13 protein-coding genes are annotated in these 16,876 nt (G+C 44.7%); 9 read left to right on the top strand and 4 right to left on the bottom strand.

Annotated elements, in window-relative coordinates:
* Positions 1 to 72 precede the first annotated feature (72 nt).
* Together J5X94_RS13465 and J5X94_RS13460 are read right to left on the bottom strand one after the other, a co-directional pair.
* Positions 73 to 393 (bottom strand): hypothetical protein, encoded by a 321-nt coding sequence (locus J5X94_RS13465; protein ID WP_210541587.1) that lies wholly within the window; start codon positions 391 to 393, stop codon positions 73 to 75.
* Positions 394 to 421: 28 nt separating this feature from the next.
* A complete protein-coding gene (locus tag J5X94_RS13460) occupies positions 422 to 703 on the bottom strand; it encodes a PAAR domain-containing protein (protein WP_210541586.1) in 282 nt (93 codons plus the stop codon).
* A gap of 551 nt (positions 704 to 1,254) precedes the next feature.
* Between J5X94_RS13460 and J5X94_RS13455 the strand changes: the two genes are divergently transcribed.
* Positions 1,255 to 2,358, top strand: a complete 1,104-nt coding sequence (locus J5X94_RS13455; RefSeq protein ID WP_210541585.1) for an alkene reductase — start codon at positions 1,255 to 1,257, stop codon at positions 2,356 to 2,358.
* 149 nt (positions 2,359 to 2,507) lie between these two features.
* Here the strand turns inward: J5X94_RS13455 and J5X94_RS13450 are convergent, their stop codons facing one another.
* Together J5X94_RS13450 and J5X94_RS13445 are read right to left on the bottom strand one after the other, a co-directional pair.
* Positions 2,508 to 3,524, bottom strand: a complete 1,017-nt coding sequence (locus J5X94_RS13450) for a pirin family protein (RefSeq protein WP_210541584.1) — start codon at positions 3,522 to 3,524, stop codon at positions 2,508 to 2,510.
* A 168-nt stretch (positions 3,525 to 3,692) separates the two neighbouring features.
* On the bottom strand, positions 3,693 to 5,006 hold the full coding sequence (locus J5X94_RS13445) for an NAD(P)/FAD-dependent oxidoreductase (protein WP_210541583.1): 1,314 nt from the start codon (positions 5,004 to 5,006) through the stop codon (positions 3,693 to 3,695).
* A 363-nt stretch (positions 5,007 to 5,369) separates the two neighbouring features.
* Between J5X94_RS13445 and J5X94_RS13440 the strand changes: the two genes are divergently transcribed.
* From J5X94_RS13440 to J5X94_RS13405, 8 genes are all read left to right on the top strand, one after another.
* Entirely contained in the window at positions 5,370 to 6,248 is an 879-nt protein-coding gene (locus J5X94_RS13440; RefSeq protein WP_210541582.1) for a branched-chain amino acid ABC transporter permease, read from the top strand.
* Between the two features lie 49 nt (positions 6,249 to 6,297).
* The gene (locus J5X94_RS13435; RefSeq protein ID WP_189583192.1) at positions 6,298 to 7,395 is read left to right on the top strand and encodes a branched-chain amino acid ABC transporter permease; all 1,098 of its coding nucleotides are present in this window, start codon (positions 6,298 to 6,300) and stop codon (positions 7,393 to 7,395) included.
* Positions 7,392 to 8,159 carry an ABC transporter ATP-binding protein gene (locus tag J5X94_RS13430; protein WP_210541581.1) on the top strand — a complete coding sequence of 256 codons (768 nt, stop codon included), beginning with the start codon at positions 7,392 to 7,394 and terminating at the stop codon, positions 8,157 to 8,159. Before J5X94_RS13435 ends, J5X94_RS13430 begins: the two co-directional genes overlap by 4 nt.
* A 47-nt stretch (positions 8,160 to 8,206) precedes the next feature.
* Positions 8,207 to 9,001: an ABC transporter ATP-binding protein gene (locus tag J5X94_RS13425; protein ID WP_210541590.1), complete on the top strand. Its 795-nt coding sequence runs from the start codon at positions 8,207 to 8,209 to the stop codon at positions 8,999 to 9,001.
* A gap of 5 nt (positions 9,002 to 9,006) precedes the next feature.
* Complete coding sequence (locus J5X94_RS13420; RefSeq protein WP_210541580.1) at positions 9,007 to 10,986, top strand: AMP-dependent synthetase/ligase; 1,980 nt, start codon at positions 9,007 to 9,009, stop codon at positions 10,984 to 10,986.
* A gap of 146 nt (positions 10,987 to 11,132) precedes the next feature.
* Positions 11,133 to 12,362 (top strand): ABC transporter substrate-binding protein, encoded by a 1,230-nt coding sequence (locus J5X94_RS13415; RefSeq protein WP_210541579.1) that lies wholly within the window; start codon positions 11,133 to 11,135, stop codon positions 12,360 to 12,362.
* A 391-nt stretch (positions 12,363 to 12,753) separates the two neighbouring features.
* The gene (gene acs / locus J5X94_RS13410; RefSeq protein WP_210541578.1) at positions 12,754 to 14,724 is read left to right on the top strand and encodes an acetate--CoA ligase; all 1,971 of its coding nucleotides are present in this window, start codon (positions 12,754 to 12,756) and stop codon (positions 14,722 to 14,724) included.
* 313 nt (positions 14,725 to 15,037) lie between these two features.
* On the top strand, positions 15,038 to 16,210 hold the full coding sequence (locus J5X94_RS13405) for an NAD(P)/FAD-dependent oxidoreductase (protein WP_210541577.1): 1,173 nt from the start codon (positions 15,038 to 15,040) through the stop codon (positions 16,208 to 16,210).
* The last annotated feature ends 666 nt before the right edge of the window (positions 16,211 to 16,876 follow it).

The following is a 16,876-nucleotide window of genomic DNA, read 5'->3' as shown; positions in this document are numbered from 1 at the left end:
CAAGGATGGATGGAGAATAATCTGCCTAAACTGTTTCATGATATGGGTTGTATCTCTTTTATTATGAACTGACTATAACTTCATTTCTCTCGATTTTTCAATATCCTTTACATCGCCAAATGCCTGCTTGAATTCTTGTTGGTCATCTGAATTCCACCTTGTAAGGGTATTTTTAGTGTTATTAAGCATTCTGTTTTGCTCAATCACTGCCTCTTGAATAGCTTTTTTTTCAGTTCCCGTATATTCCGCTGCTGAACTGGTTTCACTAAATATAGCCAATTGTGAACTCACTTCAGTTCCATTGTCAAAATGGCTAGAATAAACCACATTTGAATTATCAGAAGCCGTCAAACTTGCAAACAAACTATCAGGCTCAGATTTTGCAAACACCAAAGGCGCAGCCTGCGCAATACTGCCTACATCAAAGCCAGATTCCGCAAACGCCAGACTCCGCAAACGCCAGCTGAATCGCAATCAGCTTAGCGCCGCAGCTAGTGACATCGCCGCCGCGCGCAATGGGTGCACCATCCACAATAAACGACGGATCACCCGTAAGAATAGTCGTGACCTTTTTGCATTTTTTACAAACAACTTTATCGCCTTTACGCGAGATAGGGATGCCGTTATGAGTGGTGTGCGGTGAACCAGAGATGACCGTCCCACCGTGTGAGGTTTTTGCGCCGACTGTGATATAGGCTGCCATAGTGCTACCTTGCTTAAATACCCAACGTTTAGACGCTTATCGCGAATCTGTTATTTGCCTTACATTATAGAGGCCTAAAGCGTTAAAAATCAAACTTAAGTTCGTCAAAACATGTCGTCTATATGCAAATTTAGGCACTGCTTAGCGTAAAAGCGATTGACCGTACTAAAGATTCAACCATTTCAATTGTTCTCAATATCTAGCAAAAATCTAACCTTCCAACTCACCAATCAAGTATTCCTTGATACTTTTAATAAGGTGGGCTTGGAAGTCTATTGAGTAAGGCGTTGATAGTTAAGATTAGCTTTATCAAACAACAGGATTGATAAATTATCATTGAATATAAAGTCTTATTCCCCATAATGTAGTCGAACTGCTCACAAGATACTTTGTGTATCGATTGCATGATTCAATCGCAAGCATGGATACATTTTATGAACTCAATAACTCATAAACTTTTCATAGCGTTGAGCGGATTGATTTATAGTAACGGGCATCTACAACAACGATCATCATTTGTAATAACAAACCAATTAGATATAAGGCATATCATGGCACACGACAACTTATTTGAACCACTCGATATGGGTACTCAAACCCTAAAAAACCGCATTATCATGGCACCATTGACGCGCTTGCGCTCTGTCGAGCCAGGTGATGTTCCGACAGCATTAGCAAGCGAATACTATTCACAGCGTAGTGGCGCTGGGCTTGTCATCACTGAGGCGACTCAGGTTTCTTTTCAAGCAAAAGGCTATGCTGGCGCGCCGGGTATTCATACCCAAGATCAAATTACAGCATGGAAAACCATCGTTGATAATGTTCATGCCAAAGACGGAAAAATCGTCGCACAGATATGGCATACCGGTCTGGTTTCTCATGAAAGCGTGCAGCCTGATGGCAAAGCGCCAATTTCTGCGTCAGATGTTCATGTTGGTATCCGTACCTCATTGCGCGATAGCAACAATCAAGCCATCCGTGTTGAAGCAACGACACCACGCCCAGCCACACTTGATGAAATTAAACAAGTCATTGCTGATTTTGCACAAGCAACCAAAAATGCTCAAGAAGCAGGTTTTGATGGTGTAGAGATTCATGGGGCTCATGGTTATCTATTGCATCAGTTTTGGGTTGAGCAAACCAACCAGCGTGATGATGAGTATGGTGGTAGTCGCGAAAACCGTGCTCGCTTGACGCTTGACGTTATCGATGCTTGTGTAGACGCTTGGGATGCCGACCATGTGGGCATTCGTATTTCGCCACTTGGTACTTTTAATAATGTCGAAGCTGGCTATAATGAAGATGAAAACATCTGGATGATCGAGCAGATTAATGACCGTGGTTTGATGTATTTACATCTGTCAGAGCCTGATTGGGCAGGTGGCACGCCTTATAATGATGAATTCCGTAAGCACATCCGCCAAGCTTTTAATCAGACTATTATCGCGGCTGGTGGTTATACTGCTGAAAAAGCAGAGAGAAACATCAAAGCAGGTTATATCGATGCGGTCGCCTTTGGTCGTGACTATATCGCCAACCCTGATCTGGCCGAACGTATCCGCGAAGGCGCTGCGCTAAACGAGCAGCATCCAGAAAGCTTCTACGGCGGCGGTACTGAAGGCTACACCGATTATCCATTTCTAAACCAAGCATAATGGACTGTCAGCTCGCGTAAATGCTAAGCCGATAATATCCATTAAAAAGCCACCTTACTATCAATAGTGAGGTGGCTTTTTTATTGTCAATAATTTGAACGTTTACTGTGTTCATTTCTTATGGCTTTTATACTATTCAACAGACCCTATTATTTACCAAAATTACCTGTTTGATAATCGCGAAAAGTTTGTTTTAGTTCGGCCTGAGTATTCATGACAAACGGCCCATAACTGGCGATAGGTTCGCCAATGGGCTCGCCACTTAAGATCAATAGTCGAACTGGCGCTACCGTTTTTTCAGTATCAGATGTTGCTGGATAAGTCAGCTGAATAGTATCAGTAGCATCGGTAATAAATGAGGCAGACTGCTCCGTTTGTGAATCTATAGCTTGAGAGTTTATAGCTTGTGAGTTTATAGTGCTTTTGGTAGGTGCTACAAACTGAATCAGTTGACCCGCTGAGATAGGGGTGTCATTGACGAGTAGCTCGCCTTCTTGTACCAATAATAAAACATTATGGCTGTTTGACACCTGTAGCGCCGTCGATCCTGCTGCATGCAGCTCGATATCCCATAAATTAATGGGTGTAAAGGTATCGGCTGCTCCAGTTATAGCTTGCCACTCACCAGCGATAATAGCCACTTTACCAATGGTTGTTTGAGCAGCTTCACTATCATCTAGCAATTCAACAATCGGTATATCAGTCCGTCTGATGGACTGATATTTTGGCTCAGTCAGCTTGTGGGCGCTTGGTAGGTTTAACCACATTTGCACCATACTAAAGACGCCACCGCGCTGTCCAAAACCTTGCGAATGGAACTCTTCATGCAAGATACCGCGCCCTGCAGTCATCCATTGCACATCACCTTCGAAGATGATGCCGTTACCGCCAGTTGAGTCCCTGTGACTGATTTCACCAGAGTAAGCGATGGTCACGGTCTCGAAGCCTTTGTGTGGATGCTGTCCGACACCGTGAGGCTGCGCTTCATAATTGGGGTTTGGGGCAAAGGTCGTGGGCTTGCCATAATCCAATAATAAAAATGGGTCAGTGTGGCTATAATTAAAACTGGGATCCTCCTCAAGATGATTGACTAAGGTTTTCACATAAAAACCGTCACCGACCCAATGCGGTACTTTGTCACCATGAATATGTTTAATTGCACGCATTGTTCACCTCGCAAGCCCGTGTTTATATTTACTATTATAATGATGGTCATCACAGTCAATCGTATATACAACAGATTGACATGTCCCCAGACGATAACTGTCTATTTGGGGTCTATTTAGGGTTTATTTTTAAACTTATCAATAGACCCTATATAAAATCCACTTCTATTAAACCACTTCGCCGCAGACAAAGCCACTGGCCCACGCCCACTGGAAGTTGTAGCCACCGAGCCAACCTGTGACATCCAATACTTCTCCGATAAAGTATAGGCCGTCCTGAAAGTTGCTTTGCATGGTTTTTGACGAGACTTCATTTGTTTTGACACCGCCGCGCGTCACTTCCGCGGTACGATATCCTTCGGTGCCAGACGGCTTAAGCTGCCAGCCATTGAGCGTCGTACCAAGTTCAGTCAGACGCTCGTCCTTAATATTGGCCAGCTCTGTGTCTTTGATATCATCCCACAAGTGCGTTTGTAGCGCTGCCAATAGCTTCTTGGGTAATGCACTATCGGTATAATCAGCCAAAACGGTACGAATGAGCTGTCTGGGATGCGATTTTTTATGCGCCAAAAGTAGCATTGTCATATCGATATTTGGTAGTAAATTAATGCTAATGGTTTCGCCAATTTGCCAGTAGTTTGAAAGCTGTAGCATAGCAGGACCTGAGAGTCCGCGATGGGTAAACAACACAGGCAGTCTAAAGGAGATGCGCTCATTACTGGCAATCACTGGCAGACTAATACCTGCCAAAGCACGGATAAGCTCGCCCGTTTTATCGGTGAAAGTAAAAGGCACGAGACTGGCATCGGTTGCGACAAGCGTATGCCCGAACTGCTGCGCCAATTCATAACCCAAGCCACTAGCGCCCATCGTTGGGATAGAAAGCCCGCCAGTCGCCACCACTAAAGATTCACAGCGGTAGCCTGTTTGCGGCAGCTTGGTTTGATTGCCCGATTCTTTTCTCTCTTGCTTTTCTTTTTTGCTGAGTTGCTTGGTTGTCAGTAATTCAAATCGGGCATTTTTATCATTTTCGATGGCTTGAACGCTTTCAACCTGCGCATTCAGCTTCACTTGCACACCTACCGCGCTACATTCATCCAGCAGCATGGTCAAAATATCTTGTGCAGAGTCATCACAGAACAGCTGACCATGCTCACGTTCGTGGTAAGCAATTTTGTGCGCCTCCACCATACCAATAAATTCCCAACTCGGATAACGACTCAAGGCTGACTTACAGAAATGTTGATTGGCACCAATGAAGTGCTCAGGCTCTACAAAGTAATTGGTAAAGTTACAGCGTCCACCACCCGACATGAGGATTTTTTTGCCAGCTTTATTGGCATGGTCTAATACCAGCACGCGGCGACCACGGCGACCCGCAGTGAGCGCACAGTATAACCCTGAAGCGCCTGCACCGATGATGATGACATCGTATTGGCTGTTTGACTTAACGGGTGCCGCTTGGTTTTGCATTTGGCTCATGATAATGACTTATAGGGTAGGTTAAGATAATAGGTTTGGATAAACGATATAAAGTATCTCAATTATACCATGGCAATAATGGAAGTGTTTTTAGGTGAGTAATATAGATAGCTTTAGTCTGCTTGCTATAAATCATTGAATAACTTTACTTTTTCTATAGACAACAATTGATGATTGGTATAATGTAAAAATATGAATGTTATTCGCACCTATTGCTGCCACTTTTGTTACCTATTAGAATTTTAGTCGTTTTTATTTGAAGGAAATGAATTTCTTCAAAAGTAGTTGAGTTAAAAAGCCAGCCGATTGAACGGCTTATTTAAACATTGTCACGGATGACAATGCTAAGACAAAAGGGACTTTATGGATATCCTACAACTGCTCATTAGCGGGATTGCTAATGGCTGTATATATGGGCTGTTAGCGCTGGGTTTTGTGCTCATTTACAAAGCCTCAGAGGCAGTGAACTTTGCCCAAGGCGACATGCTTATGCTCGGTGCCTTTTTAGGCATATCTTTCATTAATGCCGATCAGGCAAACTTTCCTTTCTTATTAGGTATCACCTTTGCGGCTATTATCATGGGCGCATTTGGCTACTTACTCGATCGCTTTGTCCTACGTGGTATCTTTGGTCAACCGCAATTTGCGATGGTCATTCTTACCATCTCGCTTGGTTTCTTGATGCGTTTTGTCGCTGGTGTCATCTGGGGACATAGCCCAGTCTCACTACAGACACCATTCTCAGGCAAGATGATGGTATTAGGCTCGCTGAGTATCGCCTATGTTGACATCATTATCATCATATCTACTATCGCACTAACCTCCATTTTATACTTCTTTTTTGCCCACACGCGGCTCGGTATTGCGATGCAAGCCAGTAGTCAGAACCAAATGGCCGCCTATTATATGGGTATTCCCGTTAAGCGCGTCAATGGTATCGTTTGGGCGTTATCAGGGGTGGTTGCTGCACTTGCTGGCATACTATTTGCCGCCAAAGGCGCGATTGAGCCTTCTGTCGGATTACTATTCGGTATCAAGGCCTTTGCCGCTGCGGTCATCGGTGGGTTAGGTTCCTTACCTGGTGCACTGGCAGGTGGATTGTTAGTAGGGGTGATAGAGCCATTTGCTGGTCGCTATCTACCGCTAGGCTTAAGTCAAATTGCGCCTTATGTGGTTATGTTGATCGTACTAATCGTACGTCCAGGCGGTATTTTTTCTCAGGTAAAACAGAAAAAAGTATAGAAGTTTTGAGTCAAGGATGACTAAAATATTTCAAGGATGAGTACTGCCAATGAAAGCCCAGTTTAAACACAGTTACGATCAAGATATCAATATCTTCGATGACAAGCGCCAACTCATAAAGTATGGCGTACTCCTCTTACTACTATTAATGGCACCTTGGCTGCTGAGTAACTATTATATTAGTGAGCTCAGCGCCATATTGATCTGGTCTATCTCTGGACTGGGTCTGATGCTCTTGACGGGTCACACCGGACAAGTCAGCTTAGGTCACGCCGCCTTTATGGCTATCGGTGCGTTTAGCCATATGGCGTTGATGGCACGAGGGTGGAATTTTTTCCCTGCTTTGATTGCCTGCGCGCTCATTACTGGAGTGATCGGCGCTATCATTGCCAGACCGATCTTAAGAACCAGCGGTATCTATTTAGCCATCGCGACCTTGGCGCTTAGCATAATCGTCGAAGACATCGCTATCGTGGCTGAGCCTATTACTGGCGGCATATCTGGTACCTTTGCCTCTCCTATTAATCTCTTTGGCTACACCATCGATCGCTACATCACGCCAAAGGCCTTTTATTACTTGTGCCTCGTGCTAGTAGTGCTGGTGACATTAGGTTATATCAATTTGCTCAGGAGCGGCACAGGGCGCTCGTTCTTAGCCATCAGAGACAGTGAAGTCTCTGCCCGCGCGCTTGGCGTTAATGTCCCGCAAGCCAAAACGCTCGCGTTTAGCATATCTTGTGCGATTACCGCTATTGGCGGCGCTATGTACGGGCATTTTGTGCAAGCGGTCAACTATGAGAGCTTTACCGTTATCATCTCTATAACCATACTATTGCAGATTGTCATCGGCGGTTTAGGCTCGATACATGGTGCGTTTTTTGGTGCTATCGTCGTTGTCCTATTGCCACAAGTGATAGCTATCTTAGGCGATGTCATTGGTCAAAGTACGGGCTCTAATATCACCAGTATTCCTGGTATTGATACGGCGCTATTTGCCTTAGTCATTGTCATCATGATCATCTATGAGCCACGCGGTATATACGGTATTTGGATAAAGATACGGACTTGGTTTCAGATGTTTCCATTGTATCGAAAAGGACTATTTCGCCGTTCTAAAACTTATCTTAAAACGGAGCGTATGCGATGAGCTTATTAAAAGTTGACTCCTTATCTATCGCGTTTGGTGGTGTCAAAGCCGTTGATAACATTAGCTTTGAGGTAAACGAGGGCGAGGTATTCACTATCGTAGGGCCTAATGGCGCTGGTAAATCCACGATTTTTAACTTAATCAGTCGCCTGTACGAGCCGCTTAGTGGTCGTATTACCTTTGATGGTACTGATATCACCACGCTACCCGCTCACGATATCGCAAAATTGGGTATTGCCCGTACGTTTCAAAACATCGAGTTGTTTGATCACTCAAGCGTGTTACAGAATCTGCTTATCGGTCGCCATTCGCAGCGCAATACGTCGTGGATACAGGACTTACTGTTTTTGCCAAAGGTGCGCCGTAGTGAGCGAGAGCATCGTTTGCAAGTTGAGAAAATTATAGATTTTTTAGAGTTAGCCCCTTATCGAGATAAGCTGATCGCAGGTTTGCCTTACGGCATTAGAAAGGTGGTTGAGATTGCGCGCGCACTAGCCGCTAATCCAAAGCTTATTTTGCTCGATGAGCCTGCCTCTGGTCTCAGCGTGGAGGAGACGTCCGAGATGGCATGGTGGATCGAAGACATGCAAAAGGATCTTGGTCTGACTATCTTGATGGTAGAGCATGACATGAGTCTCGTAAATCGGGTGTCAGATCGAGTATTGGCCGTCGCTGAAGGTAAGTTTTTGGCTCAGGGCACGGCAGCTGAGGTGCAAGCCAATCCACAGGTTATTGAAGCCTATCTTGGACAGGAGAGTGTGTAATGTCAGCTATTAAAAAATCACTATCCTCTGCCGCACCGGCTACTGAAATGAATTTGGTCGACTCTGAAGTAAAAAACAACGTGCTTGAGGTGCGAAATCTAGAATCTGCTTATGGTCCGGTTATGGCATTGAGGGGAGTGAGTCTAGAGGTGCCCAAAGGTAAAGTGGTCACTATTTTGGGCGCGAATGGTGCGGGCAAGACGACGTTAATGAAGACCATCTCGGGTGTTATCAATCCTCGCAAGGGTGCAGTGTGGTTCCATGGTGAGCGTATCGATGGCACTGAACCTGATCGCTTGGTCAAAAAAGGACTGTCGCACGTACCCGAAGGGCGCGAGGTATTTCCCTTTTTGAATGTCGCCGAAAACTTAGCGATGGGTGCTTATACTCGGCGTGACAAGTCTGAAATACAGCGCGATGTAGAGATGATATATGAGTATTTTCCCATCCTAAAAGATCGCCGTACACAAGCAGCGGGCACGATGTCTGGTGGTCAGCAGCAGATGCTCGCTATCGGTCGCGGGTTAATGTCACGGCCCTCTCTTATGCTACTTGATGAGCCGTCTCTTGGACTGTCTCCCTTATTGGTACAGGAGATATTTGCGATTATTCGCAGGCTTAATAAAGAGCAAGGCGTCACGATTCTACTGGTTGAACAAAATGCCAGAGTTGCCTTGGCAGCCGCGGATTACGGTTATGTGTTAGAGACAGGGCGTATTGTCATGGCAGGCTCAGCGGACAAACTGATGCACTCTGATGATATTAAAGAGTTCTATTTGGGACAAACCAAAGACAACACTGCGGAAGCCACTCGGTGGAAACGCAAAAAGACTTGGCGATAATAATCATGACGACCTCCATTGATGTTCATACTGAAAACAATACTTCACTTTCTCCTGCGGATGCTACGGATGATACGGTCACGAGGGCTACATCTGCCACGCCCGTATCTTCTCACGACTATGCTAACCACAATAATGATGATACTAGCCAACAGATACGCAATGCGCCTTTCGATCATCCGCCCCAAATCCTAGAAGGGTGCGATACGTTAAGCAAACTCTGGCGACAGGTTTGCTTGAGCCGAGGCGACAAGATTGCTCATCGCGAAAAGAGCTTTGGTATTTGGCAGAGTTACAGTTGGCTAGACTATTATCATCATGGCTGTGATATCGGCATGGCACTCGTCGAGCTTGGTCTGAGTAAAGGCGATACCGTTTCTATCTTGAGCGAAGACAATAAAGAATGGCTCTATTGTGATATGGGTATTTGCGCCGTCGGTGGGATACCCAACGGTGTCTATACGACCGACAGTCCCGAGCAGCTTGCTTATATATTAAGTGACAGCCATTCTAAGTTTTTGATCGTAGAAAACGATGAGCAATTGCATAAGTTTTTAGAGATTCGTGAACAGACGCCTAACGTTAAAAAAGTCATTGTCTTTGAGCGTAAAGGTTTGCGTAGCCTAGAGGATGATCAGGTTATGTTCTTAGATGATCTATATACGATCGGTCGAACTATTGAAAACGTAAGAGAGCGTTTTGGCGATTATATCGATCAAGGTACAGCGAACGATATACGCACCTTAATCTATACTTCTGGCACGACAGGCAACCCAAAAGGCGCGATTTTAACGCATGCCAATGTCCTCTTTGAGCTGAAAACAAGCATTGATATCCTTCCTATATTGCCCACTGATGAGCAGCTGTGTTTTCTGCCCTTGTGCCATGTGCTTGAGCGTCTGACGTCAGTGGATCTACCTATCCATAGAGGCTGCATCGTCAACTTTGCTGAGAGCACAGAGACGGTATTTGAGAATATGAAGGAAGTCTCGCCTGATACCTTTACCGCTGTGCCTAGATTGTGGGAAAAAATGTACGCTTCCATCAGTAATATGCGTAGTGATGCCAGTGCGCTTAATGGCTGGGCATTTGATCAGGCCATAAAAGCAGGTCATGACCACGCTGATATCGTGATGGCAGGCAATACGCCCACGACAGGTCAACGACTGCGTTACGAGTTTTGGAACAAGCTGGTGTTATATAAAATTCGTGACCTGATAGGCATGAGTAATATTCGCCGTGCCACCACTGGGGCCGCGCCCATATCACTAGATATTATCCGCTGGTTTCATGCGATAGGCGTGCCTATCTATGAAGGCTATGGCATGACTGAAAGTGCGGGTGTGATATCGGTTAATACGCCTGAAGCACAGATGGCTGGTAGCGTAGGTAAGGCATTACCCGATTCTGAAGTCCGTATCGCCGACAACGGGGAAATACTCGTAAAAGGGGCAAACGTATTCGCAGGTTACTGGAACAAGCCCGAAAAAACCGCTGAGGACTTACGTGATGGCTGGTTACATACTGGTGATGTTGGCGAGATAAAAGAGGGCTATATATTCATTACTGGTCGTATCAAGGACATTATTATCACCGCAGGTGGCAAAAACGTCACACCAGCTGCGATTGAGAGCAAGCTTAAATTCTCGCCTTATATCTCAGATGCCGTCATCATCGGTGATAGACGCAAATATCTGACCTGCCTGATTATGATAGATCAGGAAAATGTCGAAAAGTTTGCGCAAGACAATCAGGTAATGTTCTCAGATTTTCGCTCGCTGTGTCATGCGCCAGAAGTCATCGCCTTAATAGATGAGGTTATCCAGTCTACCAATGGGACGTTAGCTCAGGTGGAAACCATCAAGCACTTTAGGCTCATTGACGTGCTGCTCAGTCCTGAAGATGACGAATTGACCGCGACCATGAAATTGAAAAGAAGTTTGGTTGAGAAAAAGCATCACGCTCTTATCGACTCTATGTACTGATCTGGGGCTTGTCATCAATTAGCACTGTTCAGATTTTTTGACGTTATCTCAACCTTGATAGTATTAATCTCAAAAGTATCAGCCTCAAAAGTATTAATCTCAAAAGCATCAAACTAACAGCGACTGAAGTCGCAAGGAGAAAGGCAATGAAATGGACATTCAAGACGACGCTACTGGCACTATCTGTCGGTACGATAGGTTTAGTAGGGTGTAGCAATTCAGAAACGCCCGCCGCAGCTGGTACAGATACTGAAACCGCTTCAACGAGTGATATGCCGGTACAAGGTGTTACGGATACGGAGATTCTATTGGGCGGTGCCAATGATCTATCAGGCCCGTTTGCAGGATTCGGTAATCCTGCGGTAGCGGGTGCCAATTTGTATTTCGATGAGGTAAATGCGGCAGGCGGCGTTAACGGTCGCATGATTCGTTACGTCGTCGAGGACCATTCTTATCAAGTACCAAAGGCGGTACAGGCTGCTAATAAGCTCGTTAGTCGCGATAAAGTATTTGGTATGCTGATGTCGCTTGGTACGCCGCATAACTTAGCGAGTTTCCCTATTATGGATCGCGCCAATGTCCCTAATATTATGCCGATCACTTTTGCAAAGCCAATGCAAGAAGAAGGGGCTTTCAATCGCCGTTATACGATGGGTAGTACGTATTACGACTCCATGAAAATGGGTATGGAATACCTAATTGCCGAAAATGATATTAAAAACTTATGCGTCATGTATATCCCCTCAGACTATGGTGAAGAGACCAATGAGGCGGCTAAGGATATCAGCGATAATAATCCTAATGTCACGCTAGTTCAGGCCAGCTCACATCGTCCTGATGAAACAGACTTTGCTGGTGCAATCGCCAAATTAAAAGAAGCCAATTGCGAGCTAATCGGTCTATCTCTTACGATACGTGGCGCTATTACTGCGGTAGGGACAGCGAACGCTATGGGCTGGACTGACGTGAAATTCATCGCTCCTGCAACGGGTTTCCATCCCGCAGTTGCTGAGGCACCGGGCGGCGCAAGTGAAGGTCTATATGCGGTTTCTTACTATAACGATTTAGCTTTGAGAGCGAATGAGCCTGAGACCAAAGCCTTTATTGAAAAGTATAAAAAAGTCACAGGGGAAGATGTATCAGCAGGTGCTATCCTTGGCTATACTTCAGCCAGAATCACGGTTGAAGGACTCAAAGCTGCAGGCAAAGATTTAAATGCCGATACTTTTAATACTGGTATGGAAACCGTTAGTTTTGTAGATGGCATCACAGGATCCACTATCGCTATTACTCCTGAGAGCCATGTTGCCTTTAACGATGTTTACTTATCGCAAGTACAAAGCGGCGCATGGAAAACCGTTAAACAGCTCAAATAAGTACGTATTATTCATTTAGTGAAATTTTGATAGCAACAAGCCATACATAAGTATGGCTTGTATCGTTTATAAACGTTGTGTTTTATATTTTAACTGTTTTATAAGTTTAAAATCCGTACTTAATACAAAATAAGCCACTAGCTACCGATAATAAAAATTAACTAGGATGACAAATTAGTCGCTTTATAAAGACTAGACTATCTGTACCTAAGTATACAGATGTACAGCGAAATTGTTATGATTGACTGTTGATGCCTTGCAACCGTTGCGCTTATTTGTCAAACTATCATTAAGTGTCACACATTATGGAAGATGACTCTTATTGCCCGTATAGATGGTCGTTATAGACGATTATTTATATAGGTCATAATAATTAAAAAGGATGAACACTATGACCCAGAAATCATTTCCTATCGCCGCCGACTTCATGGCTGCTGCCAATACCACGCCTGAGCAGTACCTCAAAGACTACGAACACTCTATCGAATCAACTGAGACAAGTGATGCTTTTTGGGCGAAGCGTGCTGAGCTAATCGATTGGATCAAAAAACCCACCAAAATCAGCAACGTCAATTATGATCTAGATGATTTCCGTATTAAGTGGTTCGAAGATGGTGAACTGAATATCTCCGTCAATTGCCTTGATCGACATATGAAAAAAAGCCCTTATAAGCCTGCCATCATATGGGAGGGTGATCATCCCTCATTGCATAAAATCATCTCTTTTAAAGAGCTATATGAATCAGTCTGTCGTCTAGGCAATGCACTGCGTAAGCTTGGGGTCGAAAAAGGCGATCGCGTCACGCTATATATGCCGATGATACCAGAAGCCATGATAGCGATGCTGGCATGCGCGCGTATTGGCGCGGTGCATTCAGTGGTCTTTGGTGGGTTTTCTGCGGAGAGCTTGGGCAATCGCTTAATCGATAGCCGCTCAAAAGTCGTCATTACTGCTGATGAAGGCCTACGTGGTGGCAAACATACACCGCTCAAAGCCAATGTCGATCAAGCGTTAGATATAGATGGCACGGACAGTGTAGAAAAAGTCATCGTCGTCCATCGCACGGGTAGCGCCATACCGATGAGCGGTCACCGTGATGTCTGGTATCACAACCTAATAGACGGTGAATCAGAGCACTGTGAGCCTGAAGTCATGAATGCCGAAGATCCGCTGTTTTTATTATACACATCTGGTTCAACGGGTAAGCCCAAAGGCGTACTGCATACCACCGGCGGCTATATCACCTATGCACTCTCTACCTTTCGTGATGTTTTTGATATCAAAGAAGACGATGTGTATTGGTGTACGGCAGATGTGGGCTGGATTACTGGTCACACATACTCAACTTATGCACCGCTTGCCAATGGCACAACGACAGTCATGTTCGAGGGTGTGCCAGAATATCCAACGTGGGCGCGCATCGGTCATATCGTCGACAAGCACGACATTACGATTTTATACACCGCACCGACAGCGATTCGCGCGATGATGAAAGAGGGTGATGCTTTTGTACGAGAATCAGATCGTTCAAGCCTACGCTTACTCGGTTCGGTTGGAGAGCCTATCAATCCAGAAGCATGGGACTGGTACTACAATGTCGTTGGTGATGGCAAATGTCCAATCGTCGATACGTGGTGGCAAACCGAAACTGGCGGTATTTTGATGGCACCTATTCCAGGCACCGTTGATCTCAAGCCAGGTGCAGCGATGACGCCACTATACGGTATCAAACCAGAGATTATCGATGGTGATGGTGCGGTACTAGAAGGCGCTGCAGAAGGAAATCTGGCGATTAACAGTAGCTGGCCGGGGCAAATGCGTACCATTTATAATGACCACGCACGCTTTTTGAAGACCTACTTTAGTGATTACCCAGGTTTTTACTTCACCGGTGATGGTGCCCAGCGTGATGAAGATGGCCATTATTGGATCACAGGCCGCGTCGATGATGTACTCAACGTTGCCGGACATCGTTTGGGCACTGCGGAGATTGAGAGCGCGGTGGTCGCTCATCCTGCTACTGCTGAGGCCGCTATCGTCGGTATGCCGCATGAGATTCGCGGTACAGGTATCTGCGCTTTTATTATCCTAAAATCCGGTGAAGAAAAAACAGACGCACTCAAAGCTGAGCTAAAACGTCATGTGCGCACTGAAATTGGCCCAATTGCCACTTTAGATGCCATCTATATGGTTGATGCGCTACCAAAGACGCGATCAGGGAAAATCATGCGCCGTATATTGCGTAACCTTGCGGCGGGACAGTATGTTGGATTGGGTGATTTGTCTACGCTTGCAGACAGCTCTGTGATCAATCAGCTGGTCGATGTGGTCAAAGCTGGTCGCGCAGAGAAGGCTGGTTAATAGGGCTATATTGTTAAAAGGGTTGTCGAGAGCCAGTTGTTCTCGTTCGTCTATCACAGCTGAGTAAAAGCCATGTTATCGAGAATAGCATGGCTTTTTTACGGAGATAATATTGATATTGAAGCCTTTCAAAGGTTAAATATGATTGATAGACATATTATTCAAAATATCCCTGCCATTGTTATATAGTCAGTGCAAAGTAATATCGATACATCATCAGTATCGTAGCGTTCTTGGGGTATTTCGACTAGTTTTGGGATATTTTGAATATAAGTCTCTTTTTATCCAATAATTTATAAGGTCTACTGTCATTATGACTGATCACACTTTACTCTCAACTGATGAATCTTTCCCAAAAATAGCCATCATCGGTGGTGGTTTGACAGGATTGTTGACCGCCACATTACTAGAGCGTGCCTTTATTCAAAGCATAGCCATTAAAAGCACAGACCAATCCTCTATACCGCAAATAACCATTTTTGAAAAGTCACGCAGTGTAGGGCGCTTAGCCACCCGTTATCGTACCGATAGTCAAACTGGTAAAAATTGGCAATGGGCATTTGGGGCGCAGTTTTTTACCGCAAAAACGCCTAGCTTTCAGCAGTTTATTGCACCTTGGCTTGAGACTGATTTGTTACAACCGTGGTGTGCCGAAGTGGTTGCGTTAACGCCCGCTAATGATAATACTGAGTCATCTGATATACAGCACAAAGATGAATGGGGTACTGCCCAAGCTCGCTACATCAGTACGCCAAAAATGACCAGTTGGGGGCGCGCATTAGCCGATAATTTGCAACATACCAGCATCATATTCAAAACTCGCGTTGCACCCCTTGCGCAATATCCCCAAAACCAAACTGATGACAAGACTGAGCTTTTCGATGAATCTGGCAACAGTCTAGGCTGCTTTGATTGGGTAATTTGTACCACGCCAAATAGTCAAGCACTAGAGCTGATGGCAGAGAGCGGCTTTACGGAGTCAGCCAACATCGCCAAGCCAAAGATGCAGGCATGTTATACCTTGATGTTAGGCTGGGATGAGGTGCAATCATTACCTGCAACATTGACCAGTCAAACACTATCAAGATGGGACGTGGCTTACGTAAATAATTCACCATTAGACAGAATATTCATCGAGCATCAAAAGCCTGCTCATAATGATCTGCTGCCCAGTGTCACGATCCATGCACGTAACGACTGGTCAGAGACACACGTTGATGACGACATCGACACAATAACAGAGCAGTTATTGCAAGCCGCGCAGCACGCGCTGCATTGGGAAAAAGATAGTGCTCCAAGCCAAGTAGACTGCCATCGCTGGCGTTATGCAGCAACGATTGTCGATAATAACGAGGCACTGGGTATCTTGGTCGATCCACAACATCAATGGATTGTCAGTGGTGACTGGTGCGGACAGGGCAATATAGAAAGTTGCTATCAAGTGGCAGTAGAAACGGTTCAGGCAATCAAACAATTCACACCATAAATAAGCAGGATATCATCAATTCTATATCAATTAAATACGGTGTCAGGCTCATTTAGCCTACTATTTGCCGTGCTTTCAATCGTCTTGCTTGCTTCTCCATTTTACAATTCTCAGCACCTTTTGAAGTTAAAAAGTAAAAGTTGAAAAGCCAACGTAACGACGTTATTCATAGCCTTTTTGGCTATATCAAGAATTTACAGACAAAAAAAGAGCCCACAGAGGAGGTGCTGTGGGCTGAGGAAAACTGATCGTGTAGATTGACTACAGGGCAGTGATGATGACTTATTATTATTGGTTTTCTTTGCTATTGTTTAACTAAGGTTAGGGTAATAATGGAGAATTCAATGGGTATATATATTTGCTTACAAATTTAAGTGTACAACTGTTTTATTACCTTCGCTATCATAGCGCAAATAATTCTCATTTGGTTATTTTAGTTACATGACATTACGTTTCTCGATATTCTCATCCCTTGCTATGCGTTGAGCAATTATTGCTGAATGAGGGATTTGGTTTAGCAAATTGCATGTGTTTACGACGTGTGATTGTGTTATAAAATAGATAGCGCTATCACTATTTCAGCAGTGGATAGTCAAGATTGATGTATTGAGATAAAAGTAATGGCTGTCTTTGAGTACGAGCAGTAAAACAATACATCAAGAGATG

Source organism: Psychrobacter sp. K31L (genome assembly GCF_017942195.1).
GTDB lineage: Bacteria > Pseudomonadota > Gammaproteobacteria > Pseudomonadales > Moraxellaceae > Psychrobacter > Psychrobacter glaciei.
Note: the sequence above shows the minus strand (reverse complement) of the source record. Positions and strands in the feature narration are given on the sequence as shown.